18 protein-coding genes are annotated in these 26,661 nt (G+C 56.2%); 9 read left to right on the forward strand and 9 right to left on the reverse strand.

The annotated features are described in order from the left end of the window. Positions 1–108: 108 nt before the first annotated feature. The 8 genes from Pla52nx_RS08195 to Pla52nx_RS08235 form a co-directional block, all read right to left on the reverse strand. Positions 109–1,401 (reverse strand): hybrid sensor histidine kinase/response regulator, encoded by a 1,293-nt coding sequence (locus Pla52nx_RS08195; protein ID WP_197455140.1) that lies wholly within the window; start codon positions 1,399–1,401, stop codon positions 109–111. Then, entirely contained in the window at positions 1,386–2,765 is a 1,380-nt protein-coding gene (locus Pla52nx_RS08200; protein WP_146523638.1) for a PAS domain-containing sensor histidine kinase, read from the reverse strand. Before Pla52nx_RS08200 ends, Pla52nx_RS08195 begins: the two co-directional genes overlap by 16 nt. Further along, complete coding sequence (locus tag Pla52nx_RS08205; RefSeq protein WP_146523639.1) at positions 2,753–3,337, reverse strand: heme NO-binding domain-containing protein; 585 nt, start codon at positions 3,335–3,337, stop codon at positions 2,753–2,755. The genes Pla52nx_RS08200 and Pla52nx_RS08205 overlap by 13 nt, the downstream gene beginning before the upstream one ends. A 209-nt stretch (positions 3,338–3,546) precedes the next feature. Next, complete coding sequence (locus Pla52nx_RS08210; protein WP_146523640.1) at positions 3,547–4,029, reverse strand: BLUF domain-containing protein; 483 nt, start codon at positions 4,027–4,029, stop codon at positions 3,547–3,549. 253 nt (positions 4,030–4,282) lie between these two features. Continuing rightward, on the reverse strand, positions 4,283–5,767 hold the full coding sequence (locus Pla52nx_RS08215) for a sulfatase (protein ID WP_146523641.1): 1,485 nt from the start codon (positions 5,765–5,767) through the stop codon (positions 4,283–4,285). A 94-nt stretch (positions 5,768–5,861) separates the two neighbouring features. After that, positions 5,862–7,697: a tetratricopeptide repeat protein gene (locus tag Pla52nx_RS08225; RefSeq protein ID WP_231742839.1), complete on the reverse strand. Its 1,836-nt coding sequence runs from the start codon at positions 7,695–7,697 to the stop codon at positions 5,862–5,864. 16 nt (positions 7,698–7,713) lie between these two features. After that, on the reverse strand, positions 7,714–8,544 hold the full coding sequence (gene kdsA, locus Pla52nx_RS08230) for a 3-deoxy-8-phosphooctulonate synthase (protein ID WP_146523642.1): 831 nt from the start codon (positions 8,542–8,544) through the stop codon (positions 7,714–7,716). Positions 8,545–8,706: 162 nt separating this feature from the next. Further along, on the reverse strand, positions 8,707–9,558 hold the full coding sequence (locus Pla52nx_RS08235; RefSeq protein ID WP_146523643.1) for a homocysteine S-methyltransferase family protein: 852 nt from the start codon (positions 9,556–9,558) through the stop codon (positions 8,707–8,709). Positions 9,559–9,714: 156 nt separating this feature from the next. On the opposite strand from Pla52nx_RS08235, the gene Pla52nx_RS08240 reads away from it, so the two are divergent. From Pla52nx_RS08240 to Pla52nx_RS08255, 4 genes are read left to right on the forward strand one after another with little or no spacing between them, the layout of a single operon-like run. Next, entirely contained in the window at positions 9,715–12,354 is a 2,640-nt protein-coding gene (locus Pla52nx_RS08240; protein WP_146523644.1) for a PKD domain-containing protein, read from the forward strand. Between the two features lie 45 nt (positions 12,355–12,399). Beyond that, on the forward strand, positions 12,400–15,780 hold the full coding sequence (locus Pla52nx_RS08245) for a tubulin-like doman-containing protein (protein WP_146523645.1): 3,381 nt from the start codon (positions 12,400–12,402) through the stop codon (positions 15,778–15,780). 5 nt (positions 15,781–15,785) lie between these two features. Then, entirely contained in the window at positions 15,786–18,080 is a 2,295-nt protein-coding gene (locus Pla52nx_RS08250) for a hypothetical protein (RefSeq protein ID WP_146523646.1), read from the forward strand. After that, the gene (locus Pla52nx_RS08255; RefSeq protein WP_146523647.1) at positions 18,077–19,684 is read left to right on the forward strand and encodes a DEAD/DEAH box helicase; all 1,608 of its coding nucleotides are present in this window, start codon (positions 18,077–18,079) and stop codon (positions 19,682–19,684) included. The genes Pla52nx_RS08250 and Pla52nx_RS08255 overlap by 4 nt, the downstream gene beginning before the upstream one ends. Before the next feature lie 519 nt (positions 19,685–20,203). Here Pla52nx_RS08255 and Pla52nx_RS08260 read toward each other — a convergent pair. After that, entirely contained in the window at positions 20,204–21,586 is a 1,383-nt protein-coding gene (locus Pla52nx_RS08260; RefSeq protein WP_197455141.1) for a M48 family metalloprotease, read from the reverse strand. Positions 21,587–22,111: 525 nt separating this feature from the next. On the opposite strand from Pla52nx_RS08260, the gene Pla52nx_RS08265 reads away from it, so the two are divergent. The 5 genes from Pla52nx_RS08265 to Pla52nx_RS08285 all read left to right on the forward strand — a co-directional run bounded on the left by Pla52nx_RS08265 (position 22,112) and on the right by Pla52nx_RS08285 (position 26,508). Further along, positions 22,112–22,357 (forward strand): acyl carrier protein, encoded by a 246-nt coding sequence (locus Pla52nx_RS08265; RefSeq protein WP_146523649.1) that lies wholly within the window; start codon positions 22,112–22,114, stop codon positions 22,355–22,357. 203 nt (positions 22,358–22,560) lie between these two features. Then, complete coding sequence (gene fabF / locus Pla52nx_RS08270) at positions 22,561–23,808, forward strand: beta-ketoacyl-ACP synthase II (protein WP_146523650.1); 1,248 nt, start codon at positions 22,561–22,563, stop codon at positions 23,806–23,808. 119 nt (positions 23,809–23,927) lie between these two features. Then, positions 23,928–24,848: a hypothetical protein gene (locus Pla52nx_RS08275; protein ID WP_231742840.1), complete on the forward strand. Its 921-nt coding sequence runs from the start codon at positions 23,928–23,930 to the stop codon at positions 24,846–24,848. 3 nt (positions 24,849–24,851) lie between these two features. After that, on the forward strand, positions 24,852–25,625 hold the full coding sequence (locus Pla52nx_RS08280) for a 3-keto-disaccharide hydrolase (protein WP_146523651.1): 774 nt from the start codon (positions 24,852–24,854) through the stop codon (positions 25,623–25,625). 178 nt (positions 25,626–25,803) lie between these two features. Continuing rightward, entirely contained in the window at positions 25,804–26,508 is a 705-nt protein-coding gene (locus Pla52nx_RS08285) for a YceH family protein (protein WP_146523652.1), read from the forward strand. The last annotated feature ends 153 nt before the right edge of the window (positions 26,509–26,661 follow it).

The raw sequence follows: 26,661 nt of genomic DNA on the forward strand, positions 1-26,661 counted from the left end.
TGAGGACGCTACCGTTTGGTACATTAGCCGCAACGCGATAGCGTCCGGTTCTCACTCGTATGCTCAGGAACCGGACGCTATCGCGTGCCGGCTGATGCAGCATTCAAGCTAGTGGACCCATGATTGGGTTGATTTTTCTGGAGTCGCTTGAGCCGATTTAGCGATGGTTTGCTTTGTGGATTGTTCCAACGGCAAACGGATCACAAAGGTGGTGCCACGGCCTGGTTGGCTTTCCACGTTGATCGTTCCGTTGTGTTTCTCGACCACCACCGAATGTGCGATTGCGAGCCCTTGTCCGGTCCCTTTGCCGGCGGCTTTGGTCGTGAAGAACGGCGTGAATATTCTCGCGATGTTTTCTGGTGGGATACCACAGCCCGTGTCTGAGATTCGGACTTCTGCGAATGGCTTTGCCAGTCGGGTCTCGACCGTGATCGTTCCTTTCTTCTCTGGAGAGTCACCGAGTGAATCTCCGATGGCGTGAGCCGCGTTGACGATGAGATTCAGCAGGACTTGATTGAACTCCCCGGGCAAGCAGGGGACTGCCGGCAAGTCTGGGGAGAAGTGGGTCACCATATCGGCGACATATTTCCATTCGTTTCTTGCAACCATGACCGTGTTCTCAATGGATTTTGAAAGATCCGTGAGAGTCATTTCGGTTGCCCCCGGGTGCGCAAACTCTTTCATTGCACGAACGATATTGGAGACGCGAGTGACGCCGTCGAGGGTCTGGTCGATTGCTGCGGGGATTTCATCGACCAAGTATTCTGTATCGGCTGCTTGCATCGCGGCGTGCAATTGTCCGGCTGCGTCGTCGAGATCCTGCAGGCAATGCCCTTCCTTTTGCGCCGTGGCAACCAGTTGTTCGCACGTTGCGAGGATTGCGATCAGATCGTTGCACGCTGATTGAACGAAACGTGTATTGTCGCCGACGTATTGAATGGGGGTATTGATTTCATGAGCGATGCCGGCTGCTAGTTCACCGATCGATTCGAGTTTTTGTGCCTGGGCCAGTCGTTCTTCTGCTTGCTTGAGTTTTCGGGCGTGGTCGACTTTGGCGCGTAGTTCTTCCGCTGAGCAGTCTTCGTGCAGGCAGTCTTCGAATCCTGAGGAGAATGCGGAGCGAATCATCGGATGATTCAGTCGGTCAACGACACTGACGGTGTAGACACTGCGAGTTCGTATTTTTTGGACGAGCGGGTTCATGTTGTCCTGTGAATCGGCCAATGGACCCGGTTGCTCGACGGGGATGCAGCAGAGCACGAGTGCAAAGTGAATCTGATCGACTTGGATGCATGCGGACTCCAGCGACGAAGCCGTTGTGAGGGCAACGTCGAGTGGTTGCAGGCGTTGGCTCCAGAGTTCAATCGAGGTGGGATCGTGTTCAATCAGTAGGACATGCATTCTTGAGACTCGGTTAAGATCGTCGTGTGAGAGAGGGGCAGCGAAATGAGGATGGTCGTGCATCCAGATTCGGTAGACTCGACAGCGATGGTGCCGTTGTGCTTGTTGACAATCACGTCGTAAGCGAACGCCAAGCCTTGCCCGCTACCTTTGCCTACTTCCTTGGTGGTGAAAAAGGGGTCGAAGATTCGCTCTTGAACCTCTGGTTTGATACCGCAACCGTTGTCGGTGATTCGGATTTGGATGCGGTCCGCTATTTGCTCGGTACCAATCAGGATGGTTCCTTTACCGGGTTCGCAGTGTTCGGAAATCGCGTCAGCGGCGTTTGCCAGGACGATCAGAATCACCTGCATGAATTGGTCTTCCATGCATGGGGCTTTGTCCAGGTCTGACTGTAATTCGGTGCAGATTTTGGCGACATCTGAATACTGATTGGCGGCAACAGCCAGGGCTTTCTCGATGGACTGATTGATGTCGACTGGTGTGCGACACCCGCTGGACGACTGTGAGAATTCTTTCATTGTTTTGACGATACCAGCGACGCGTTCGATGCCGTCCAATGATTGGGCGATCGCATCAGGCAACTCTTCACGCAGGAAGGGCAGATCCACGAGTTCGCTTCGGTCATTGATTTGTTTGATCAACCCGTCAGTCGTGGCGTTGTTCTTGACAGCGGTGACGAGCTCGTCAAACAAATCCAACAGTTCGCCAACGTCGTTAAAAGCATCGTGAAGGAACTGAAGGTTGCTGCTGACAAACTGAATGGGGGTGTTGATTTCGTGTGCGATTCCCGCAGCGAGTTGCCCGATCGACTCCATCTTTCTCGCTTGCTGCAGGTTTGCTTCCAACAACTTGCGTTTGGAAAGGTCACGGATGAGGGCGGTGTAGGTGACGGGGTTTCCGAGACTGGGGTTTCCGAGATTGGGGGTATGGTGAGTCCGGCCAACCGAAATCTCACAGGCAAATGGTTCGTGATTGTGTCGCTGAGCGACCAGTTCCACAGGTTCTCTCGTTGCAGAACCGTCTGGGAAGATACTGGGACAAGCATCTGGGATGAGGAATAGAATGGGTTCGGCGTTCTCCGGTGCCGCGAACAACTCTCGGATATTTGCCCCACATGCCGAATCGCGGTCAAAGATTCGTTCTGCCGAGCGATTGCATGATTGAATGACTCCCTCACGGTTGTAAGTCACGATGCCTTCAGCGGCAGTGTCAACAATTGCTTTTGTCCGCTGGGCCAGTTCAAGTAATTGTTGATTGGCCTGGTAGACTTCAGCTGATTTCTTTTCCAACAACGATTCGGCTTCTTTTCTCGCTGCACGTTCGCGATCGAATCGGCGGCGGAGAAGTTCTAGATCGGACACGGCGTCGCCGTCCCGAGTTCCTTGGGAACTGCAGTCGGAGTCAGTGTAAAGCAAGCGTGTGTACCGTCCATCTTTCCTAGCTCCGTGCGACGTACGGCAACGACGTCATCGAAATGGTCCACACAAGCAAGAATCAAGCCTTCGGCGAGGTCCGCGAAAGGACGACTGGATTGATAGGTCATCGTCAGTACGCCATCGCTGGTTTTCTCACATTCGAACGAAGGCAGTTCGGCGTCCGGGTAAAGCTTGCGCACTTCGACGTGGATGTAGGTTTCGATCAGCGGCAGGAAATCTAAGGCAGATTCAACTCCTTGAAAGAATTGTGGGTAGAGCGTATTAAAACGAGAGAATAGGTGTCGTCCAAAGGCACGCACGAGATCCGGAACAGGCACTCCTGTCTCTTGAGAGAGCGCGATCACCAGGCGAATCAGTTCGGCGTGATCATAGGTTCCCACAGCGGTGTATGCGCCGTCGTTCTGTGTGTCGGCTGATTGGATCATGCGATCAGCGATCTCGATTCCGAGATCTGCTTCGACCATCTCGATCAGTTCGGTAAACACAATGCCTTTCATAACGTTCTCTTTCGTCGTCGTGGTTGGTAGATTGTTTTGGGCGACTAGCCCGGATTATTCATACGAACGATTGGTTTTAGCGCAAGCAGATTCTTGGCAATGAGTTATGTCACCGTTGGGAAAGGCAGCTTGTTCTTCATAATCCGACGCGTAAGCGAGGGATTTGCCGAGTATCCCTCGCTTAAGCGTCGGGCTATGAATCATCCGGACTAGGTCGCGGCGGATTCTTGGGCATGGCGGCGCCACCTACCTCGACGGAATCCTTCCAGGATGAGTTGGATTCTTTCGTGGTCGCCCTTCAGATCAGTGAGAGGTCGATGTGGTTGGGATTCGTTGAAGAAATCGACAAACCCAGGAAGCTGTTTGACTTCGTCTTCATTCTCGATGTAGCCCATGCTCCATTGGCCGAAGTTTCGTTCTTCGATCTCGCGACTGGCGAGTTGCAGTACGTTGGTGTGTCGCGGGTCCTTTTCGATTTTTTCATACAGCGAATGGACCACCTGGGGTTCGCCTTCCAGGACTTGAAAGAACGTTCCGTCGATGAAAAGCAGAACGCCCGTGACATTCAAGGAGTGGTTGTTGTCGCGAGCGAACCTCAACAGTTCGCGAAGCATTTCGTCGCTGAACTCCACCGTCGCGGCACTTGCGTAGACCAATTGGATCAACGAAGGATTGCTTGATTCTATGGACATTGGAACCCTCTTTTACTCTTGTGTTGTGTGGTGTTCTATCAGACGAACACTTGTACGTAACATGTGATGAGATCACGGCGGGTGCCACCGGAAACTCAGCCGCGTGATGTGGAAAGAAACACATTTCGTCAGAAAACGAGGTTGTGTTGAATGTCACGCAAAAGAGAACGCGACGAGGGAGAAACCTCATCGAGAAAGCCATCGTTTTATTTGCCTTACACTCTGTCGTTCGTGAGTGCAGACATGCCGAGTTTCATTGCGGTGAGAGCTTGGTCCTTTGGACGTCGAATACATTGACGCCACGAGGGATCTTCTGTGCATCAATGATTCGCTGACGAAGCAATTGCTTGAGTTCGCTTCTGACTGAGTCCCATTTTGTCTCGCCGGCCAAGTTGTGCATTTCGTCCGAATCCGTGCTCAGTTCGTAGAGTTCCTCACCGGCTGAGCCGTCATCGCCCCAGAATGTGTATCGATACTTTGCAGTCCGAATGCTGTATCCGGGAGCCGATTGGCTGAAATGGCTGAGGGCTGAGTCGCGTACCATCGTCTCGGGGTTCTGCAGGGCAGGAACCAGGCTGCGGCCAGACAGATCGTTTGGCGCGTCAACGCCGGCCAATTGAGTGAGTGTCGGATAGAAGTCCACCATTTCTGCCATCGTCTTGGCGACCGTGCCGCCGGGGATCCCCGGTGCTGAGATGATCAGCGGCACATGGGTGGCATTTTCAAACAGTGTTGTTTTTTGATAGTGGCCGTGTTCACCCATGTGATAACCGTGGTCCGAGGTGAACAGGACGATGGTGTTGTCTGCCAAGCCGGACTCGTCGAGCGCGTCGAGAATCAAACCGAGTTGAGCGTCGGCAAAGGTGATGGAGGCGTAGTAAGCCTGAATGGCTTGCGCTGCGAGTTCTGGTTTCAAGTTCACTTGATCGCGTTTGCGACGGATCGATTGCAATGCCGGCTTGGGGATCGTTTCGTCATAGCCATCCGGCACGGACGGTATTTTGATCTGGTCCAGAGGGTATTGGGCAAAGTAATCCTTGGGTGCGACGTATGGCGTGTGGGGGCGATAGAGACCGACGGCTAAAAAAAAGGGGTGTTTGTCGCTTGCATGTTTGTTCAGACGCCGAGCGGCTTCGGCGGCAGCGATCCCGTCGGTCTGCTCAGCGTCGGTACCTTCTGCAGCGAGCCAACTGAGTGTGCCCCCGAAAGTACCGGGCACCAATGAAAAGATTTGGTCTTCGTCATCCACATCGCGTCCGCGAGGGTTGAAAGTGTCGTTCCAGGAATAGGGATCATCGTGACCGCTGGTGCCGATGTGTTTGGGAACGTTGTAGTGATAGATCTTGCCGATGCGAGTCGCAAAGTAGCCTGCGTCACGAAATGCTTCGGACAGTGTCTTTACGTTGGGCAGATGCTCACGCACATAGATCGCGTTTTTCTTGATTCTGGTTTGGTCGGGATAGAGCCCCGTCATGAAGGAGGCTCTGCTCGGACCACAGAGAGGGTACTGACAGTGAGCCGATTCGAAACGAACGCCGCGTGCCGCGAGACGATCGATATTGGGCGTTTTGACTTGAGGGTGACCGTAACAACCGATGTCACAGTTCAAGTCATCGCAGATCAGAAAGAGGACGTTTGGTGGGGCAGCGTGGACCACCGTCGTGTTGGTGGCCAGCGATCCAAGAACCAGAAAAGCCAAAAAGGCGGCAGGGCGGAATAGAGAGAGGTGGGCTGGCATGGTGTGACCTGTCGTTTCCGTGAAAGAATTTTCTAAGAACGACAGTTTAGTCAACCTGCAGGCATCGAGGTGGTTGCCCATTCACCGTGCCGCATCATTCGTCGCCAGTGAAGCGTCCCAGGAGGCGTGCACGGATTCGATTGCCGTGTTCCTGCGGGTCACCGTTGGTCTTGTACAGTTCCATTGCCTTGTCGTACTCGCCGGTCCGCTCGTAGGTGCGACCGAGGTTATAGCGGGCGGGTGGGACCCAGTACGAAAGCTGTTCTTCGTTGAGCACTCGCTTGCTGAGCCAATTGGCAGCCGTTTCGTAACGCAAATCATCGTACTGCAGCAGGCTGAGCCAGTACGTCGCCGTTCGCTTGCCCATTCGCATCAGGCCTTGGATTTGCCGGATTTGCTGATCGTAGATTTCTGAACTGATGCCAAGCTCCCGTCGCACGCCGTAGGCGATTTGCAAATCGACGTCGATCATCAGGTCTTCGATTTCGAACTCGGGAGCTCGCTGGGCAAGGTAGAGGGACCGGGCACCTTCGATACTTTCCAGTTCGTCGTCACCGAAAACGCCGCAGAGATGCTGCCAACGGCCTTTGGACAGTTTCTTTGCCATTTCAAAATCGGCTTCCATCATCGCCCACCGGGCGATGAACCAAAAACCGAAAATCGGGTCGCGTTGTGCGTACTGTTGCAGGGTGGCTCGGTAGATTTCGGCCAGCAGGGGAACGTCCCACATCCGAACGCTGGCAATTCCTTTGACGGCCTCGAACTGGCTGGCAAGCTGATCGGCATCCACATAAACGTTCATGCGTCGATCACCGGTGAGTCCTGATTGCAGGTGTTTCATTCGGGGACTGACGGCTTCGGGCAGAAGATTCAGCAGGGCGACACACTGCTGGATGTCGCGTTGAGTGAGCGGATACTTGAACTGGTCCAGCCCTGCGATGGAGAGACGTCGCATGATCAGCTCATCGTCTCTGGCTTGACTGAGTGTTGCGATGCCGATGCCTTCGGACTCGGGGATGAACGTTCCCAATGCCGGTTCGAACAAATAGACTTCGTCGGCAATCAGCACGCCGACGCAAAAGGGGGTCAGCTCGCCGGTATCGGTCGAACGTGTTGCCAACACGGCGGCGGGCAAGTTGACCTGTCGACACAACTGGGTGAACACACCGGCGCGTTGCAGCGGGTCGCCGGTTCCGTGCATGACGGTGTAGTAATCCGATTGACGAATTCCGGCACCTCGAAACTGCATCCCGTGAGGTAGTTTCAGTTTGTCGGTTGGCGGAGCCGGATCTGTCGGCACCAACGGCTCGAAGGCGACGTTCCGGATCGTCCAATCAAAGAGTCGCGACGCGGTCCGCAACTGATCGGTTGCTTCTTCGCCAATTTCTTTCGTCTTGGTTTCAAACCAGCTTTCCAGCAGCAGATCATCGCGTTCGGGGGTATCGACCCAGCGGACGATTTGTCGAAAAAGGTAGCAGTCACGCAGGTGAGTGGTGTCGGAGCCCGCGAATGTCGACGACTCGATTCGGTTTTCGACGACCTCGGGTGGCAGCAGTTCACTGATGGTGCTCAGCAATTTCGCTGCTTGGGTGCCCGAGGTGTCCGGGTGAGCGATGTTCCATTGATTGAGGTGATAGGCGATCTGCCGCTGGGCTTTTTCTGGATCAAGCCCGACGATTTTGTCGAGCAACTCGACGGTTTCGCCGAGGTGGTCTTGGATCGTCTCCGTCTGCATTTTGTTCTGGCGACGGGTTTGGATCTCGCGAACCAGTTGCCGGTCGTCACTGCAGCCTGCAACGCAAGTGATTGAGGTGAGAAACAAACCGAGTAACAGGCAGGCGTGATGCCGCAAGCGAGTGGATGCCGGCGTGTGGTCTCGCGAGCAGGCAGGTGGTGAGTAGCGGGGCGAATTGGTGACGGGGCGGGCCATTCAGGAGAATCCGGAGTCAAAGTAGTTCCACGGCTTTTCGAATCTTTAGCAATCGGTCCACCATGGCGGCAAATTGATCCAGTGGAACCATGTTGGCCGCGTCGCTTGGCGAAGTTTCCGGTTGAGGATGGGTCTCGAAAAAGACCGCATCCGTACCGATTGCTACGGCGGCGCGGGCCAAAGGTTCGACCATTTCGCGGTTTCCTCCTGTCACACCACTCCCCCCACCTGGTTGTTGCACGCTGTGGGTGGCATCAAAAACGACGGGAGCCCCCAAGGCACGCATCAGGGGCAGGGACTGCATGTCGTTGACGAGGCGACCGTATCCAAAGAAGGTTCCTCGCTCGCACAGCAGAACGCCGCCATCGCCGGAGTCTCTTGCTTTTTGAAGTACAAATTTCATGTCCGAGGGGGCCATGAATTGACCTTTCTTGATGTTCACGGGACGGCCCGTGGCGGCAGCGGCCACGACCAAATCCGTTTGCCGTGCCAGGAAAGCAGGAATTTGCAACAGGTCACAGACCGCGGCAACCCTTTCCACTTGGTCGGGCAGATGGACATCGGTCGTGACGGGCAATCCGGTGGACCGTTTGAGGTCAGCCAGCATTGCCAATCCGGATTCCAGGCCCGGTCCCCGCTGTGCCGAAAGGCTGGTCCGATTCGCTTTGTCAAACGAGGCTTTGAATACAACATTGACATCGTCACGCAGATTGATATCGCGGAGCACTTCGCCGATCTGCGTCGCGATCTCCATCGTTTGCAAAACGCAGGGACCAGCAATCAGTAGTAGCGGCTGGCCGGGGCCGCATGAGTAAGGTCCTATCTTGACGGGGGAGATTTGGAGCATGTTTTGTTTCTAAGTAGGTTTCTGAGTAGCGTTGAAGCTATGTAGAGAGGATTTTGGTGTGCGGGCTAGGCGCCGTCGGCTCACGATATCAACAGTCCGCACTCGGTAGAGTTTCGATGATCCTGGGGGCTGGGGCAATCGCAACAAAGCCCCTGAAAACCTTCATTGCGAGATTTTTCGCAATCGGGTGTCCAACTCAGCGATCGTCGCCGGGCCGATTCCACAACATCCCCCGATGATGGTTGCTCCGGCCGAGATCCATGTCATCGCATGATGGGCGTAGCGAGTGGTGTCGTGTTGCGATTGGCTGTGCCATCCACAACGTTCTTCGTCCACGCCCGCGTTGGCATAGGCTCCCACGGGCACTTTGAGATCTGCAGAAACCAGAGCCTGCAGGAATCGCAGGGTCTGTGATGCGGGAGTGCAATTGACGAGGATCGCGGAAGCACCTCGATCGACTGCGGCGAGGGCGATGTCTACCATTTCCGATTCGCTCAACAAGTCGGCATGGGGGCCAGCGGTGAGAGACAACCAAGTTTCGCTGCCCGTTCGAATCGCTTCCTCCACCGCGGAAAGTGATTCCGAGGGATGACAATGTGTTTCACACAAAATCAAGTCGCAACCGAACTGGTGCAAGGCGTTTGCAAACTCGCGTTGCTCGGGGCGTGGGTCGGGAGGTGACAGATCCGGACGATAACAATCGCACAGCGGCGGCAGGCTGCCAGCGACTCGATGATCATTGGGCACGGCGTTTCTGGCCAATCCAATCGCTCGGCGGGTCCATTGTGACCATTGCTGTCCGACCGTGCGACGTTGCGTTCGAAAGGTATTGGCTGTGTGAATCGTCGCACCGCTGGAAACGTAATCCCGGTGAATCGCGGTGATCACATCGGCATGATCTGAGATTGCGGTCGCGCTCCAAGCCAGGGATTGGTCATTGGCGGCGCCACGGGCGATCAGCTCCGTTCCCATGGCTCCATCCATTAACAAGACGGTTTGTTGGTGATCAGCCATGTCGAGGAACCGTAAAGAAGATGTGTAGCAAGGGATTCGTCCGATTTCGACTGTCCCGGGGAACAAGGCGATTCGACATCGCCCCGTCAACCACTTGCACCGCGAGTCATTATACTTCTGTCTTGAAACCACACGGTAACGATCTGGAGCACTGACTTGATCTCTCGCGTTTTTCAGCCAACTTGGATTCTCAGCACCTCGGCAACCCTTTGGATTGCGGTCTTGTGGTGTGCGAACGTTCACGGCGACTGTGACGCGACCCAGCTTTCTGCCCCGTACACGCTGTTGGTGATCGACAAATCCGGGTCGATGGAGATGACGGCGGACGAGCTGAGGGCGGAGGGATTGGCGATGTTGCCAATCGACGAAGGACGCAAACCTTGGGAAGCCGCGCGGGTGCGGATCGACGAGCTGCTCAATCGGCTCTCCGACGGTCGGATCGTCCGTGGAGGATTGTTCAGCAGCGAAGTGCAATGGCTGGACGAAGTCAGTCTTGATTCTGACGACGGCCGTGATCGTTTGAGAGGAATGATCGACGAACTGGCACCGGTCCGAGGCCAGGGCTCCACGGCGTTGTTCGAAGCGTTGAATGATGCGGTCGCGCAAGCCAGGACGTTGTCCGATGAAGACCCGTCACGAGATATCGCAATCATCGTCTATACCGACGGCGTGGATTCGACCCAAGACCCGACGGAGAAATCACGCAAGCGGGATCGCGTTCGCACCGAGTTTGCCAAGCTGGTGGACAGCAATCCCAACGTATGGCTTTACTACACGCCGATCATTCAAGGCAAAAGCGATGCCATCGAAACGATCATCGATCACTCGCACGCCGTCGGGGTCGGATTCAAGTTTCCGCTGCCATTGGCGATCGAGCCCACGGGGTTTGTTTTGCCGTCGGCCAAGCTGAATCCCAAAGCAACGATCAGCACCACCCTGTGTGGTCATCCAGGCGTATGGCAGATCATCAATGATGCGACGATGAAGCTGGAGTTTGAACCAGACGAGCTGGATGGTGCCAGTGGTCCGCCCATCCAAATCGATGTGGCGCCGGTGAAAATGAGAGAAGGCACGATTGACATTCCGCTGGAAGTCCTCAATGCAGAGGTCTTGAAACCGGATCAAGTGTACTCGGGCAAACTCAAGATCACCTATCCGACGCTTGGCGACCACGAGATTCGAGCGCCTGCGGAGTTCACCGTTCGATTCCAGGCCGCCGCGCCGCCTGAGATCTACGACATTCGTCCTGTAGATGGATCAACGGTTCCGGCCGGTCAACCGATCACCTTCATCGCACAAACCTTGCAAGGCGCCTCCATCATCTGGGACTTCGGCGACGGCGATTCCGATTCCAACGCCACGACCCAGCACACGTACAGCACCGAGGGCGATCGCAAGGTCACGCTTACCGTGACGGCACCATCAGGTCGCACGGAAAAGACCATTTCGCTGAAAGTGATTGACTTGGCGGCGAACATCCAGCCGGTCAACGATCGATTGATCGCCGGTCAGCGTCACGTCTTTCGAAGCGTCACGCGTGGACCGATGAAACGTGTGGAGTGGCTCGTCGACGGACGCCCGTTTGAGCCGACCAATCCGGCGACCGGCGAGTTGGAATATGCCTTTGATCGAGCCGGAGAGCACAAACTGGAGGTGCTCGGTTTCGCCGAGCAGATGCAAACGCCCTACAAGAGCCAGCCGCTGAACGTCACCGTGCTGCCAGGCCCCTCCCTGAAAAGTGACACCGATCCGGTGTACGTCGGACAACAGGTCAAGCTGACGGTGGATTCGCCACCGGGCTGGAAAAGCATCTCATGGGACTTTGACGACGGCACGACGGTGTCCGACGGCGGTGCCGAGCAAACCCACACCTTCAAAATTCGCAAGACGCACCGAGTGCGCGCCGTCATCGAATGGACCGACGGGCCACCACAAACGGTTGAGCTGGACGCGGCGATCAAGTCACGAGCGTTGGTCGCCGGGATCGATCTGGGTGGAGATGCAAAACGGTTTTACTCGGGCGACACCTTGCCACTGAATGAGAAATCGACGGGCGATATCTGGAAACGTAGTTGGTCGGTGCGGCGCCCCGGGGCGGAAACGTTTGAGCCTCTTGTGGAGGGCGCAACGTCGCTGCCGTTGGACAGCGAGGGTGAGTACGAAATACGGTCGGACATCGAGTCCTATCCCGACGAAGCCGGGGCGACGCAGACGGCGTCGACCTCTGTCAAAATCTTGGTGTTGCCCAAGCCCAATCGAGCAATCCTGTGGTCCATCGGCGGACTGCTGGCAGCACTCGTGACGGGTGCGTATTGGGTGTTGGTGCATGGCAACAAGGCGATGTTTTGGCACTTGCGGTATCGCTTGGGAGGCGACTTTGATGCAGACAATCCTGGGTCGCTGACCAAAGTCAAATGGAATCCGTTTCGCAAACAGTCCGCCATTGAGCTCAAGCGTATGGTGCCCGATGGGTTTTGGAGGAGCGCTGAGGGCAAGAACGAGAAGCTCTTTCTGTCCTACAAACGGGCCGCCGGTGAGGTGCAAAGCCGGATGCAGTACACCCGCGAAACACAGCAGGGACGCAAGGAAGCGTCTGTGCGATTGAAACAATCCGAAGTGCGGGAAGACAAGTTTTTGCTGATCGAACCAAAATGTAACGACGAAGCGAGCAAGGTCTACCTGCGTGTGATCAAACGTCATGGCATTTGGTGGCTCGGGATTGTATTGTTCCTCGCCATCCTGGGCTTGAGCCTTTGGTTATTCGTCCTGACCTATCAGTGGGTCTACTCCCTGTAATCCCCTTTTCAATTCAATCCAATCGACTATTTCATAGGATCAACAATGTCATCGAACGTTCATATTTTGACCGGATGTGGCGGTACGGGAGTCACGACGCTGCTGCGAACACTGGAGTTGATGGTCGAAGATCCCTACTGGCGTCCAAGACTGCATCGCGACATCTATTTCATCTTGATCGATACCGATCGCAAGGACATCCAGAATTTCAAACGACGCAAAAGCGAGCTGCTGGCGGGGTTGCCTCATGAGCCGTACTTGTTGGTTCACAACTTGGCGCAAAACATTTCGCACCTGCAGCAACCCGTGCTCAGTCGTTTTCGCGCCAACGATGAATCGCCCGATGCGATCAAGGGACGCGATCGGCTGCTCAGGCACTGGTGGAATCGCAGCGCGTCGGAACCGTTTTATGCTCCGTGGGTCGATGACATCGTGCAGGGGGCCGGGCAATGCGGCCCGGTTTCGTATTTCCTCAGTTGGTTGCGGATGCCCGAGTTTGACGTGGCGCTCAAGGACCTGTTGCGTGAGATCGAGACGCGTCAGGGCGGACTGGGGCCGTGGAAGGTACTCAATTCGTTGATCGTTTCCGGTTTGGCCGGGGGCACCGGGCGCGGATGCTGGCAGTGGATCGGATTCAAGATCCGTGACTTCTTTGCCCGTCAGGGACACAGCCCCGCACCGACGGGATTCTTGATCGACCAATCCGCCTTTGAGGACCGCAAACGCAGTCGTCCACGAACGGCGGTTGCGATGACGGTCAACTCGCTGACCGGGTTGTCGGAACTGTCCGGTTGGATCACCAACCAGCGTGCCGAAAACCACAAGGACGTTTATCGATTCCGCTTGCCCAGTTTTCATTCGCCGGCCAACGAAGTCTCTGATGTGATCCAACCGGACCCGGAGTCCAACCAGTGGCACGGCGGTCCGATCAACTCGGTCCACTTGATCTTTGGCTCCAACGGTCAAACCCACCTGGCCTCCGCCGAACAGTACTTTGAAATGGTCGGCACGGGGATCTACTGCGCGATCAGCAACAGCGACATCCAAGCGCAGAACATCAACGATCGTGGCAGCGCGCACTACTACAGCATGGCCAGTGCGACCGTGGAGGTGAAAGCCAACCAGATCCGCAAGTTCTTTGAGTGGACGGCTCGCGCCGAAGCGATCCACCGATTGCGAAATCGCGATGACAGCGTGGCCGATCGGGCTGCCGGGGAGTTCTTGAAGCAAAACAAGCTGCAGTTGGGTTTGCTTTCTGCGACTAGCCGCAGTGCCAAAGTCGATTCGCCCTTTGAGCCTGACGCACACGGAACTCCTTTGCAGCGTCTGCTGGCGTTCATCGACGGCGCCAGGGCGAAATTCAAGAATGCCCTGAATGAAGCGTTTGATTCCGACGACACGGATTTGGTTCTCGATGCCGCCGGACAACTCTCTGGGGAACGCGAATCGCTGATCGCCGACGCTCGCCAAAAACTCAAAGCCGCATTTGATGAGGTCCGGATCGCTTCGTTTGATGAGGTCGAGCCCGAGATGCAGACGTTCCCGGTCGGCCCGGCATTGGCGGCGGCCAAGCAGTTGTATGAACGAACCGGGTCGGTCGCCAACATGTTGCAGTTCCTCAAACGTACACGGCAGACGTTTGAGTACGAGCGTGAGTCGCTCAACGCGGTGACCGAGTCGACTCATCGTGAAATCGATTCGCTGATCAACCAAGTCTCCGGTCGCAGTTACGCGTTGTTCGGCGAACGATTCGACGATGCGGAGGAGACTGAGATCAAGAGCGCCTGTGACATCCAGTTTCTCGCCAAGAACGACGAACACATTCGCATGTACCTCAAGTCGATCTATGCCGAATGGATCGGAAAACTCCGTTCGTTGGAGGAGCGATTGGAGTTGTACCTCGAATCGCTGGGCGCCGCAGAGATTCTGCTGCGGGATCGCTGCGACGCGGTTGTCCCCGGGACCACCGATGCCCGTTCGCTGCTGTTCAGCAAAGAAGACAAGCCGGAGGATTCGGCGATCGACCCGCTGCATCCTGAGCGATTCTTTCGACGCACCTTGCAACCGGTCATCAGTGACGCTCGCATCAACGAGCTGGTGGAGCCGATGGTCGCCAAGTCATCCGTGTTGACGTCGCTCGTCTCCGACGCGTTCAAGCCGTTGGACAAAGATGCGTATGTGCGTCAACAAACCGGTCGCAACCAACGTGATCGTTTGGTCGCCGAAGTCACACAAGTGGTGCGGGTGAACGATGATTTCATGCCACGCGAATTCGCGTTGCGGAAAGTCGCCTATGACTTGGCCAAAGCATGGTGTAAGCGGCTCGACGGCGCGGTCTCGTCTGATGAACGCAATTACTTGACCGATTTGTGTTACGCCACGTTGGGGTTCAAGCCGCAAACGCAAAAATCGCGTGATGAAATCCAGCATGTGTTGCCAACCGAAGAGGACATCATCCACTACTTGGCCGCCGCGACCGCAAAAAACTGCAAGCCGTACTGGCAAATCCGTAGCGATGCGCTCGTGCATCCGTTCTCGGTCAGCTTGTTCTTTGTCACCGATCTGTCGGAAGACGAATCGAAAGCCAAGTTGCAACCTTTGTTGACGGATCGGCCAGTCAACATCGACGTCAACGCGAGGACGAACAACGATCAGCACTCCGGACACAACCCTTATGTTTTGTTGGCCTACAGCAACGAAGGAATTGACTCCTTGGAGCCGATTCAGTCGGCCCGCTATCACGAAGAGGAGAACATCGAGACGTTGATCAAACAGACCGAGAATCCGTCGGGAGACACGATCTTTCAGCGCGGAATCGGTTACACCAGTCCGATCTTTGTCACTGAACCGGCGATCAGTTCCAAACGATGGAAGCCTTGGGCGAAAGACCTGCGATTCGAGGAAAATCAACGTCAGGGACGCGTCATGGATGCGATCTTGTATTCGCTCTTTCCGGGCAAGAGCGACGACGCCCACGTGGTCGATTTGCTCAGCAAGTTGTCCCATTGTGATTGGCCGATGTCGCTCTTTGAGCCGCAGGATCGCAACTATTTCAAGGTCGCCCGCTTGCCTCGGATTTGGCAAGGCGGCCGATCCGCCATCGACCAACAGACCAGTCACTTGGACGGTTGGTCCGAAGGTTCCAACGTCGCCTCGTCCGCCGGTATCGCCAACGTGCTCAAACGTCTGGAAGAGTCTCCAGCTTGGGTGGGACGCATCCATCAGGAGACCGAGATGTTCCTTGACGATGTGCTGCCATTCCTGGGCTACGGACCGACAACGCCCGCACGCAAAGCCGTCTTTGCCGCGTTTCAGGGTTGGCTGCGCAGCGAGATGGATGATGCCGACAAGAACAAGGACGAAGCGGCTCGCGAAATTTGGAGCACTCTGCTGCAGCGGGCAGCTCAGTGGGGAATCAGCGGTTAGCCGAAATGGATCCTTTTTTCATCGTCGGAAAACGCGTCGAACTGACGCGTTTGCGTGAAGCCAGCCAATTGTCGGGCAGTTGGCTCGCCGATGATTTGCCTCACCCGCGGTACGGCCCCCAAAACAACGCGGGCAACGACATAGGTGACAGCGCAGTCAACGGCGAGCGGACCAATGAGCCGATTCGGTTGATCGATCCCGAGGAGTGGGGTGAAGACGATTGGCCACGGTTGTTGACGATGCAGGAGTCCGTTGTCGCGCACTTGGTGGTGCTTGATGACACCTCCACGTTGAACGATGCAACCGAGCGGGCCAAGCGTCTATTGGACTTGCTCGCTCAGCACATGATCGGCCGTGACCGAACAGTTCGGCACGTGTTGCTGTTGCTGCAGACAACCACCAGCAGCACGATGACACAGGCGGACTTGGACGAGATCGTGGAGCTGACGCTGCCCGATAATCGTGGCCAGCAGAATGCGGATTCGGTTTGGTCGGCCGTCTACGCGATGACCAGCCGGCTCGAGCCGATCGGGGACACCGGGTTCACTGCGGCAAAAGTATGGCCGGTGGCCGTTGGACAGTTGTTGATGCACTGGATGCATGAGTTGCCGCCGGTGGTTGCCTCCTCCGGTTCGCACAATCGTTTCTTTGCGTGGCGGCATTTGACATTCTCGCCGCAGGGCACGCAGTCCCAGGACACGCAGTTACGGGGTTCGGAAGCAATCGACCAAGACGGCAAGCAGTGGGAACAGTTGGTGGCGAAGTGTTTTCAGCAGGTGTGGCGAGGCGTGTTCGCGGATCGATCTGGCCAACGTCCTGATTTGCGATTGGCCGATGGTCCGATGGCGTTGACGCCATACGATTTTAAACCCCAACCGGGCGATCGTCCCTACCAGAAATGGACCGACTACCATTCGCAAGAGTTGCTGGAGCAGCGTTTGACGCCTCATCTGTGGCGGAGTGCAACGCAGCAGACCGGTCAACAACTGCGTCAGCAATCCAGTCAGTACGCGCGCGACAGCTTTGATCGGGGACGTCAAGCCACCGAAGGCTATTGGCGATTGGTCCACACGGATCCCTCCGCGTTGATCTGGCCGCTCGTTGCGGACGGACAGGAGAAAGCAGCTCAGGATTCACTGGCACAATTGGGTGAAGCCGCTGCCCAATTCGAGGAAAACGTTGTCGATCACCATCGCTGTGGCGAAGAGTTTCAGCGGACTCAGTCGGGTTGGATCGAGTGGCCGATGCGGATCGTCGCCATCGTCGCGGTGTGCTTTGCAGTCGGGTATGCGGCGTTGTTGACGGTGTACTACTTGCTGGATTCCCTTTGGATGGCAGCAGGATGTTTGCTCGCTACGGTGATCGGATCGATCGCCGCAGCCTTTCTTAGCAAGGACCTCGAATCCAAAGCTGGTCGACGCGGTCAGTTCACACTGGACGCGGGTTTGCAAAGTTTGGATCAAGAGGTTCAGCAGCGTTATGTTGCCGCCGCGGATTTGTTTGCCCTGGGGACACAACGCAACACTTTGGTCCAGCGTCGTGCTCAGATCGGACACGCCGAGTCCAAACGCAGGGCGTTGCATCACCAGATTCAGCAATGGCAATCCGACATCGACTTGGGCGACAAGCCGGCCAAACGCGGCGCGTCCCACTTGGACTTGGCAGACGTTTTCGCCCAAGCAACGACGTTGCCCCTGCCGATCGACATGCGACCGGTGGATCAGGAAGCCGCTGTGGCACCGTTCATCAAGAAAGAAGTCGAGACCTTTCGCGAGCGTGTTTGGCAACCGATATGTCGCGGCACCGATCCCTTTGCACGCGGTGCGATGGATCGCGATCAAATGCGACGGCGAATCCAAGCGTATTTTGAACGGTTCGCGGCGCGACTGATTTCGTTTGCCGGGTTGATGGCGATCGCACAGTTACAGCAGTCACGGATCTCGGGCTGGTACCAGGATTTGACGTCGCACCTGCAATTGGACAGATACCTTTCAGGGGCATCGTGTCATTTCCCCAGCGGGACCACACCACCGTCGCACCTGCGTCCTGAAATCCAATTGGTGTTTCAATCCGGGTTTGAGAAACTCGGCTGCGACTCTCGCTTGGACGACTTTCGCAAAGACCATGTTTCCGATGGGTCTCATTGGCTGGGCGATGTGCCCGCGCTGGGCTACATGCACGAGCGAATTCCGGTTCACTTGACGGTCGAGGATGGGCAGCTCAGGGTCAAGTCTTGGGAGGAGGGCACTCTCGACGCGCACCTTGGTGGGCAACCATCACCGGGGGGCAGCATCCGATGAAATCGAATACCTTCCGCAGATCCGTTTTGGGCCGCTGGTCGTCGCATCCGGTCGATGTGGCTTGGCGAACCCGATGGTTGGCCATCGCGACGTTGCTGCCGCTGGTGATTTTTGCCGTGGTGTTGGCCACTGAAATTCGCAACCCGCGGCACTGGTTGGGGCTTTGGCAAAACGCAACGGTGTGGGGCAGCTTGGCGTTGATGTTGATCTGCATCACCGCTGCCACTCTGATGACGCTGGGCTTGATGGCGAGGCTGAATCGATGGAGCAGCGAGTTCAAGAAACAGGCTCCTAGCTTTCTCGGCTGGATCGATCCTTGGATGGCCATTCCGGCGATCGCGTTGGCACTGCTGGGGCCGCTTTATTTGGCGGAGATCAACGGGATCGGCGGGTTGGCGGGCTGGGTGTTTCGATTCTTGGCCTTCCTGCCCCTGACATGCTTGATCGCCCTGACAGGTGCGATGCCTTTGCGAGACGATGCAGAGGAAAAGACAAAGCGACAACCTTGGTTGCTCGGCGTGGCGATCGTGTTTGGCTTGTTCGCGTTGCTCACGACGGCTCATGATTTGGCGGTCGCTACGGGAGCGACTCAGGTCAGCGGACGCTTGCAAGGACTCTTGCCCGGCTATGCAGGCGTCGCTCCACCGTTCTCCGGTTTAGTCGGATTCGGTTTGATCGGTTTGGTTGCCTATCTGGCGTGGCGTCTTTGGAAACGTGCGCCGTCGAAAGTGGAAAAGACGATCCGGCGTTACACGTCGTTGGGTAATTTGCTTGAGATTCGCAAGGACCTGATCTCGGGGGCATTGCAGGAGCAGGTGGACGACGATGCGGATTCGCAGGTGCGCGAAAGTGGTTCTCAGCGGGTCGAGTTGGCGTTGTTTGGTCACACCGCCAGCGAGCCACAACGGGGATTTCGCCAAGTCGCCGCGGAACGTTTCGAGCGAGCGGTTTCGGAAATTGTTAGCCCGGTCAGCGGAAACCCTTCCAACGGGCAGGACAACGTCGGCGCGGCGGATGTCTGCGTGATGGGCGATGCAGGATCGGGCAAGACCACGCTGTTGATCGCCCACGCACTGGCGATGGCGATCGAGTCAGGCACTCGAACGTTGTGGATTGTGCCGACGGACATGACATCGACACAGCATCATGAGTTGAGCCGTCGGATCCAGGATCGACTACAAGCGTTGGATTTGGATTGGCTGGTCGCGACGGCAACGCTGTCGGTCCAGTTGGGTGTCGATTGGGCTGATGGAAACGCATCGCTGCCGTCGATCCTGCTGGCCAACGAGCGGCAATTGCGAGAAGCGATTTTGGACAACACGGCGATGAATCAACAGCACCGAGGCAGTCTGCTGGCGTCATTCCCACAGATCATTGTCGACGACGCGCGGAGAGTTTTTGATGCAGACCCGAACGTGTTTTCGACCATTGATCAAGCCGGGCGGCTGTGTGGTGTCTACGGATATCGGACGCAGATGATCGTCAGTTTGTCGTCAACACCGTCGAGTGAGTTGATTCAAGCAATCGCAACGCAACCGGGAACAGCGGTGTTTGAGGATGCGGTCAGCTTGCAGCCTATCGATTCAAATCAACCCACGTTGTAGATTTAGCCTGGACTGTTCACAGTTCGGTGTTGACATTGTTTTTTCAGTCCATGTTTTCGTTCCATGCATCGCAATCAAAGTGAGCCTCAGGCGCTAGCCGTGGGCCGGCACCACAATCCGCCTCAGGCGCTAGCCCGGATTATTCACGCCACTGACTACAGTCTCGCAATACGTTTGCGCAAAACGGTTTACGCGGATTGGCAGGAATAGAGTCTGCGCATATCAGCCGCCACGCGATAGCGTCCGGTTCTCACGCCTGTGATCGGGAACCGGACGCTATCGCGCCAGCGGCTGATGAATAATCCGCGCCTAGCCGTGGGCCGGCACCACAATCCGCCTCAGGCCCACGGCTAGCGCCTGAGGCTCACTGGACCAGCTGCGCCGGTGGAGGTGACAGCAGACCCCGCGCAAACCCAAAAAGACACAACCCCGAGTTTTGAGCAGCCCAGCGCTGCGTTCTGCCCTGGGCTTTCATGTCCGTCTGGAGAGAGTGCCAGAGGGTAGCCGTCCGACAGAGAACTAAGGAACGATTCGATATCGCAGCGTGATCGCAGGTCGTTCCACGTTGGTGCTGGGAGACTCGACATCGGTTCGCAAACGTGTGGTGATGGTGTGCTCGCCTGGGGCCAAATCGGTGACAGGGATTCTTGCCGCGCCCAATAGCGATTCGGCAAGCGTCGAGTTGTGATCGTAGAGATCCAAAAAGATACCTTCGCCCGGTACGATCGCGTGGTTGCGTCCGGTTAGCGACCAACTTGCCGAGCGGACATTCTTTTTGTGGTCGGTCGCAAACCGTTGTCCCGCATAGCGGATTCGCAAGAAGGGATCCGCGTCACCGCCGCCGTACAAGGGCACATTGACGTCACTGGGCTGCAGTTGTGATACGGACGCGGAGATGAGTTCCATGGTCGGTTGCTCGGTCGTGTCGGGGCCGCGACGAAGCAGGACTTGGCGGCAAGCCTCGGACTTGCTGAACTCGCTCAGACGTGCGCAGCGCTCGGGTACAAACGGGTGATCCTGTTGCATCTGTTGGATCACACTGATGACTTTGGTGATGGGTTCTTCTCTCAAGCGAATCGATTGCTTCAGCACCAGGGCCGGATCAAAGTTTTTGTGTTCCGGATCGAACAGTGGATTGGACGGTTTGGTCTGATGGATCAAACGCATCAACGCTTGTTGGGCGACATCCAAGTCGCCACCGACACAGAACAATCCGCAGCGATCGGCAGAGCATTCCGACTCGCGATACCAGTGCAACAACGTCAGCGCCGATCCTGCGGCAACCGCGTCCCCCAGTAGACTTTGACTGGAACGACCGCCACGTCCGATCATGTGGACACACAATCGGCCCACCGCATGAGTGCGCAAGTGCTCTGCTTTGAGGTGCCCAAGTTCGTGACCGATGATGAAGCGAAGCTCCTCAGGTGTTTCCGCGTACAGTTCCAGCAAGTCGCTTGTCAGCACCATCGCGTGTGGGTGCTGCAGACCACTGACGTACGCATTGGGCGGTCCCGGTTGGATGTAAACCTTTGGCGGCTCCAGTTCCAGGATCTCGGCGCACTGATCGACCATCTCCTGGATCGGTTTGGCGCGCGGTTGATCGGAGATATAGATGGAGTTGGTCGCCAAGCTGGATCGCAGTGGTGCATCGGCCAGCGACTTGCCGAACGCCCGCAGGTTCTTGACCAACGGCCACTGCAAGAAATCCACGCCTTCGGTCTGTGGCGTCAGGTGGTGGTGAAAAAACGCGTCCTCCGGGGTCATGATATCTTGTGGGGTCACGTAGGCCGGAAACGAGGTCTGGGTGACTTGCGATGGCTGGGCATTGAGCACCGGGCGCATCATGGTTTGAGCGTCTGGGTCGGCTGCGTCGCAACCGACAAACAAAAGGGGCGCCAGCATGAGGCATGAGAGGCTGAGTTTCATCAAACGGGTTCCCCTGAGTGGTGGAAATGGTGTGCCGCGACGGATTTGCAGGATCGCGTCGTCCGATGTTTCTGCAGGCCCACTAAACTAACAAACGGGTCACGCAAAAGGTATGAAATTATTGATTCATTCCCTTTGGCTTTCTCCCGGCGTCAGCAAAAGTTGCTGAACTGTTGAAAAACGGGCGATTTTCCTTGTGTGGGAGTGAGCGACGGCGTTGGGCTGGATGCTGGGCTGGGGGCGGGGAAGGGGATCGGTTTCTGCTGGGCGGCCCCCCAAAGTCGGCTATTGCCCGATCCGACGCCTGGGGATTTCATCGGCGTATTGACGTGTTTTGACTGTTTCACCTATGTTTTCAGCGAAATCACGCGGTGACACCGGGCTCCGGTGCTGCTTGGGGTCAGACGGTCACTCGACCGTGACGACTTTGTGCAGCGTCAGGCAAGTTCCTGAAGCCGTGTTCCACCATTCCTTTGCAGAACATTCCCCTGGAGATTGCTTATGGCTACCGTCCAAGAACGCGTGGTCGATATCGTGGCTGAACAATTGGGCGTCGATAAAGACAAAATCACTCGCGAGACTTCCTTCGTCAACGATCTCGGAGCCGACTCACTGGACACGGTTGAGTTGGTGATGGAGTTGGAGGAAGAATTCGATATCAGTATCCCCGACGAAGCTGCGGAGAAGATTCAAAAGGTCGGCGAAGCCGTCGATTTCATTGAGAATGCGAAAGGCGACGAAGGCTGAGTCAAAGGTCGAATGCCTGGGCGTTTCTTGAAAGCGTCCAGGTCGCCTTGGCCCGGTCGTGGTTTCTCGCAGTTTTGGCTGCAGGATTTTTTCGTCGACCAATCTTTCGCTTCATCTGAGTTCTCTGTTCCGAGTCCCGATCGACATTCCAGTCGTAGCGGACCGGTTCAGTGTGTGCCAAACACTTTCATCAAAGGTTATTGATGCAACCGCAACGACGAATCGTTATCACCGGTGTCGGTACCGTCACGCCGTTGGGTAACGATGTCTCGACGCTCTGGGATCGACTGTTGGCCGGTGAATCCGGGATCCACGACATCACGACTCTGGACACAACGAAGTACAAGGTTCATTTTGCCGGTGACATCCCGGATTTTGACATTTCAGAGTTTGTGGATTCACGCGAAGAGAAGCGTCTGGATCGGTTCACGCAGTTCGCGGTCCACGCGGGTGGCCAAGCGATCCGGGATTGCGGTATCGATTTTGATTCGGTGGACCGAACACGTTGTGGCGTGATCCTCGGATCGGGAATCGGTGGACTGATCGAGATCGAAAATCAGATCGAGCGGATGTTGTTCAAGGGTCCCGATCGGGTCAGCCCCTTTACGGTTCCCAAGATGATGGTCAATGCAGCGGGCGGTAACATTTCGATCACCTACGGACTGCAAGGTCCCAACTACGCCGTCGCAACGGCTTGCGCAAGTGCGACCAACGCGATGGGCGATGCGCTGCGGAGCATTCGCTTGGGCGAGACCGATTTGGTCATCACGGGCGGCAGTGAAGCGGCGATCACTCGCATGGGACTGGCAGCGTTTCAAAACATGAAAGCCTTGTCCACTCGAAACGAGGACCCGGCCAAGGCCAGCCGACCCTTTGACGCCGGTCGCGACGGATTCGTACTCGGCGAAGGTGCCGGAGTCCTGGTGTTCGAAGAGTTGGAGCACGCCAAGAAACGCGGAGCGAAGATTTACGCGGAAGTTCTCGGATACGGTACGACCAGCGATGCTGGGCACATTACCGCTCCCGATCCGGAAGGCCTTGGCGCCGCACGTGCCATGCAAGCCGCGCTCACCGACGCGGGGATCGCACCTGAGCAAGTCGATTACATCAACGCCCACGGGACCAGCACTCCGTTGGGCGATAAAGCAGAAACGACGGCCATCAAACGCGTCTTTGGCGATCACGCCTACAAGACGTCCGTCAGTAGTACCAAGAGCGCCTTGGGGCATTCCTTGGGTGCGAGTGGTGGGATCGAAGCCGTGATTTTGTGCAAGACGATCGAAACGTCGACGATTTCACCGACGATCAACTACGAAACACCCGATCCCGACTGCGATTTGGACTACACACCCAATACGCCCAAACAAAAGAACGTCGAAATTGCGATGAGCAACAGTTTCGGCTTCGGTGGCCACAACGCGTGTGTGATCTTTGGCAAGATGAAGGACTGATCGGGTCCGACTGGTAGACCCAGGGTTGCCTGGCCGTCGCGTATAATGTGTTCGTCTGGATCTGTGTATCCACCGATGCGTTTTTTCCCGACGCATGTTCTCACACGTATCGCGATGGCATGTCGACTCACTCTCGTCGTCCCGGCAATCCGCCACCCTCTGTGGTTCGTCGCCGGCAAGCGGTGACGCGTCCGCAACCGCTCGATGAAGAAGAGTATATCGAGCAGGCGCACCTTTACGAACTGCTACGGCTGCGCACCGCAGAGCAGATGCCCATCCAGGAGTTGCTTGAGCAGTTGCGTCACGAGGTGTTGGCGACAACAAAACTGCCGATGGCGATGGAATACTTGCTCACCGAAGTCAAGCATTCCGGTCTGCTGGCTCCGGCGATGCAACGGATGGGGCACTACTTCACCGACTTTCAAACCTATCTGATCCGCCAAAGCGAGGAGGATACGGGGCGTTTCCTGATGGGCACGGCGTTGCAAATCATGGAGGCCGAAGTCAAGTTTCGCATTCAGGGTGCGACGCCCGCCGGGATGTTTTTGTTTCAGTTCGAAGTCCTTTGTCGCAACCGTCTGAGTTACGACAAGGGATTGACGGCGATCAGCAACGATCCGATTTTTGATGACGATTGGTCCAAATGGATTCTTGGCATGCGTGCTCAGATCGGTCTGGTGGAACTGAGCGATTTGTTGTTCTTGGTCAGTGACGAGTACAAACGCCGATTGCTAGAGGCCGGCGAGTCCATCGAGAACAAAGGACCGTTCCTGTTTGGCGAAAAGGAAGGCCGAATCGCATTTGCCAACCGACGCAAGGATCCGTTGTTTCTTTTCGGCGCCCTGCAGCGGCATCTGGGCTATCCTAAGGTGCCTCGCATCATCAAGACTGACCCCAATGTGGATCTGGTTCCTCAGTTGGCGCGGAGACTGGAACGATTAGAAGCCAGGATCGGTTTGATGGAGGAAGAACGTCGCGCGGGCTTGGACATCACCAAGTTCTACGAGCAAAACAAACACCGATTGAAACTGCCGGAGTGAATCATGCGTCATGGGTTGAATTCAACTGTTCTGTCAGGAACTGTAATCGCGGTGACGCTGGTCGCGTTGCTCTCACTGCCGGCACCCTTGTCCGCGGACGAACCGGAGTCCCCAGCCGTCGCGGTGCCCCAGTGGCGAGACTTGTTCAATGGCAAGGATCTCAGTGGCTGGATCGACGTCAACACCTCTCCGGAGACTTGGTCGGTTCGTGACGGCATGTTGATCTGTACGGGGCAACCGATCGGTGTGATGAGAAGTGATCGTCAATACGAGAACTTTATCATCAGCGTCGAGTGGCGGCACATGGAACCGGGCGGCAACTCCGGCATGTTCTTGTGGTGTGATGCGGTTCCCTCCGGCAATCGTTTGCCCAAAGGCATGGAAGTCCAGATGCTTGAGCTGGACTGGGTCAATCAGCACAAGGGCGCCGATGGGACACTGCCGCCGATCGCCTACGTCCACGGTGAATTATTCGGCGCGGGCGGCATGACGGCCATCCCCACCAATCCGCGTGGCAACCGCAGCAAGTCTGTCGAGAATCGTTGCCTCGGAGTGGGACAATGGAATCATTACTTGATCGTCGCCATCGATGGTTCGGTGCAGTTGTCTGTCAACGGCAAATTCGTCAACAGCATCCGTGAAGCGTCGGTGCGTAACGGCTACATCTGCCTAGAATCCGAAGGACGTGAGATTCACTTTCGCAACATGCGGATCATGGAACTACCAGGCGGCATGGCCGATGAAAGCAATACCGCCCCGTTGATCGATGCCCCTTGATTGTTGACGCTTGAGTTTTCAATGGGCATCAGGTCATCGAAATGGAATCAAAACCGAATCATCAAGAATTCTCGGACCGGTTGCACTTGAGCGGCGGGAGATGGATAAAATGAACTCTCTGCATACTGCGATCTGATTAACTCCCATTCCCATTCCCTTTCCCTATTCGTCTGTCCAAGTGTCCGAAGAATCTGATCCCAAACCGTCGCCGATTTCCGATAAAGCACAACGCGTTCTCGGGGTGTTGGTCGAGAAAGCCAAGACAACGCCTGACAACTATCCGCTCAGCTTGGCGGGGTTGGTCAGTGGTTGTAATCAAAAATCCAATCGTTCACCGGTGATGGATTTGGACGAAGACGATGTCTTGTTGGCATTGGACGAGTTGCGAGAACGTGGCGCGGCACGCGAGGTTCAAGGCAATGGACGTGTGACCAAGTATCGCCATGCGGCCTATGAATGGCTGGGCGTGGACAGCCCCGGCGCGGCAATCATGACGGAACTGCTGCTCCGTGGTCCGCAAACGATCGGCGAACTTCGCACGCGTGCGTCCCGGATGTACAAGCTGGATGATTTAGAGACGACCAAGCAGGTATTGAAAGAGCTGGAAGACAAGCAGCTCGTTGAATCTCTTTCGCCGCCGGGACGCGGGCAGACATTCGCTCACAAACTCTACACGACGCAGGATCGACTGTACTTGGACGCACGGATGGCCAAGCAAGCAGCGGCATCTGAATCGGACGCTGGGAGTACAGCAACAGCACAACCCCGTTCTGCAGTGCCCAGTGAATCCAAGAGCGCTGTCGATCAATTGATTGCTCGATTGGACAAAGTCACCGAGCGGATCGATGATTTGGAAGCCCGATTGAAGGCGTTGGAATCGTAAGACGGCCACGCTTGGCCGATGCTCTAATCAACTGCCTTTTGACTTTGTGAGCCGCAAGGCGCTGGACTGCTCAAAGTTTGCTGTTGTGTCTTTTATGGTTTGCGCAAGTTTTCTGTCACATCCACCGGCGCAGCCGGGGGAGGTCGGATCGAG

Source organism: Stieleria varia (assembly GCF_038443385.1).
Taxonomy (GTDB): Bacteria; Planctomycetota; Planctomycetia; order Pirellulales; family Pirellulaceae; genus Stieleria; species Stieleria varia.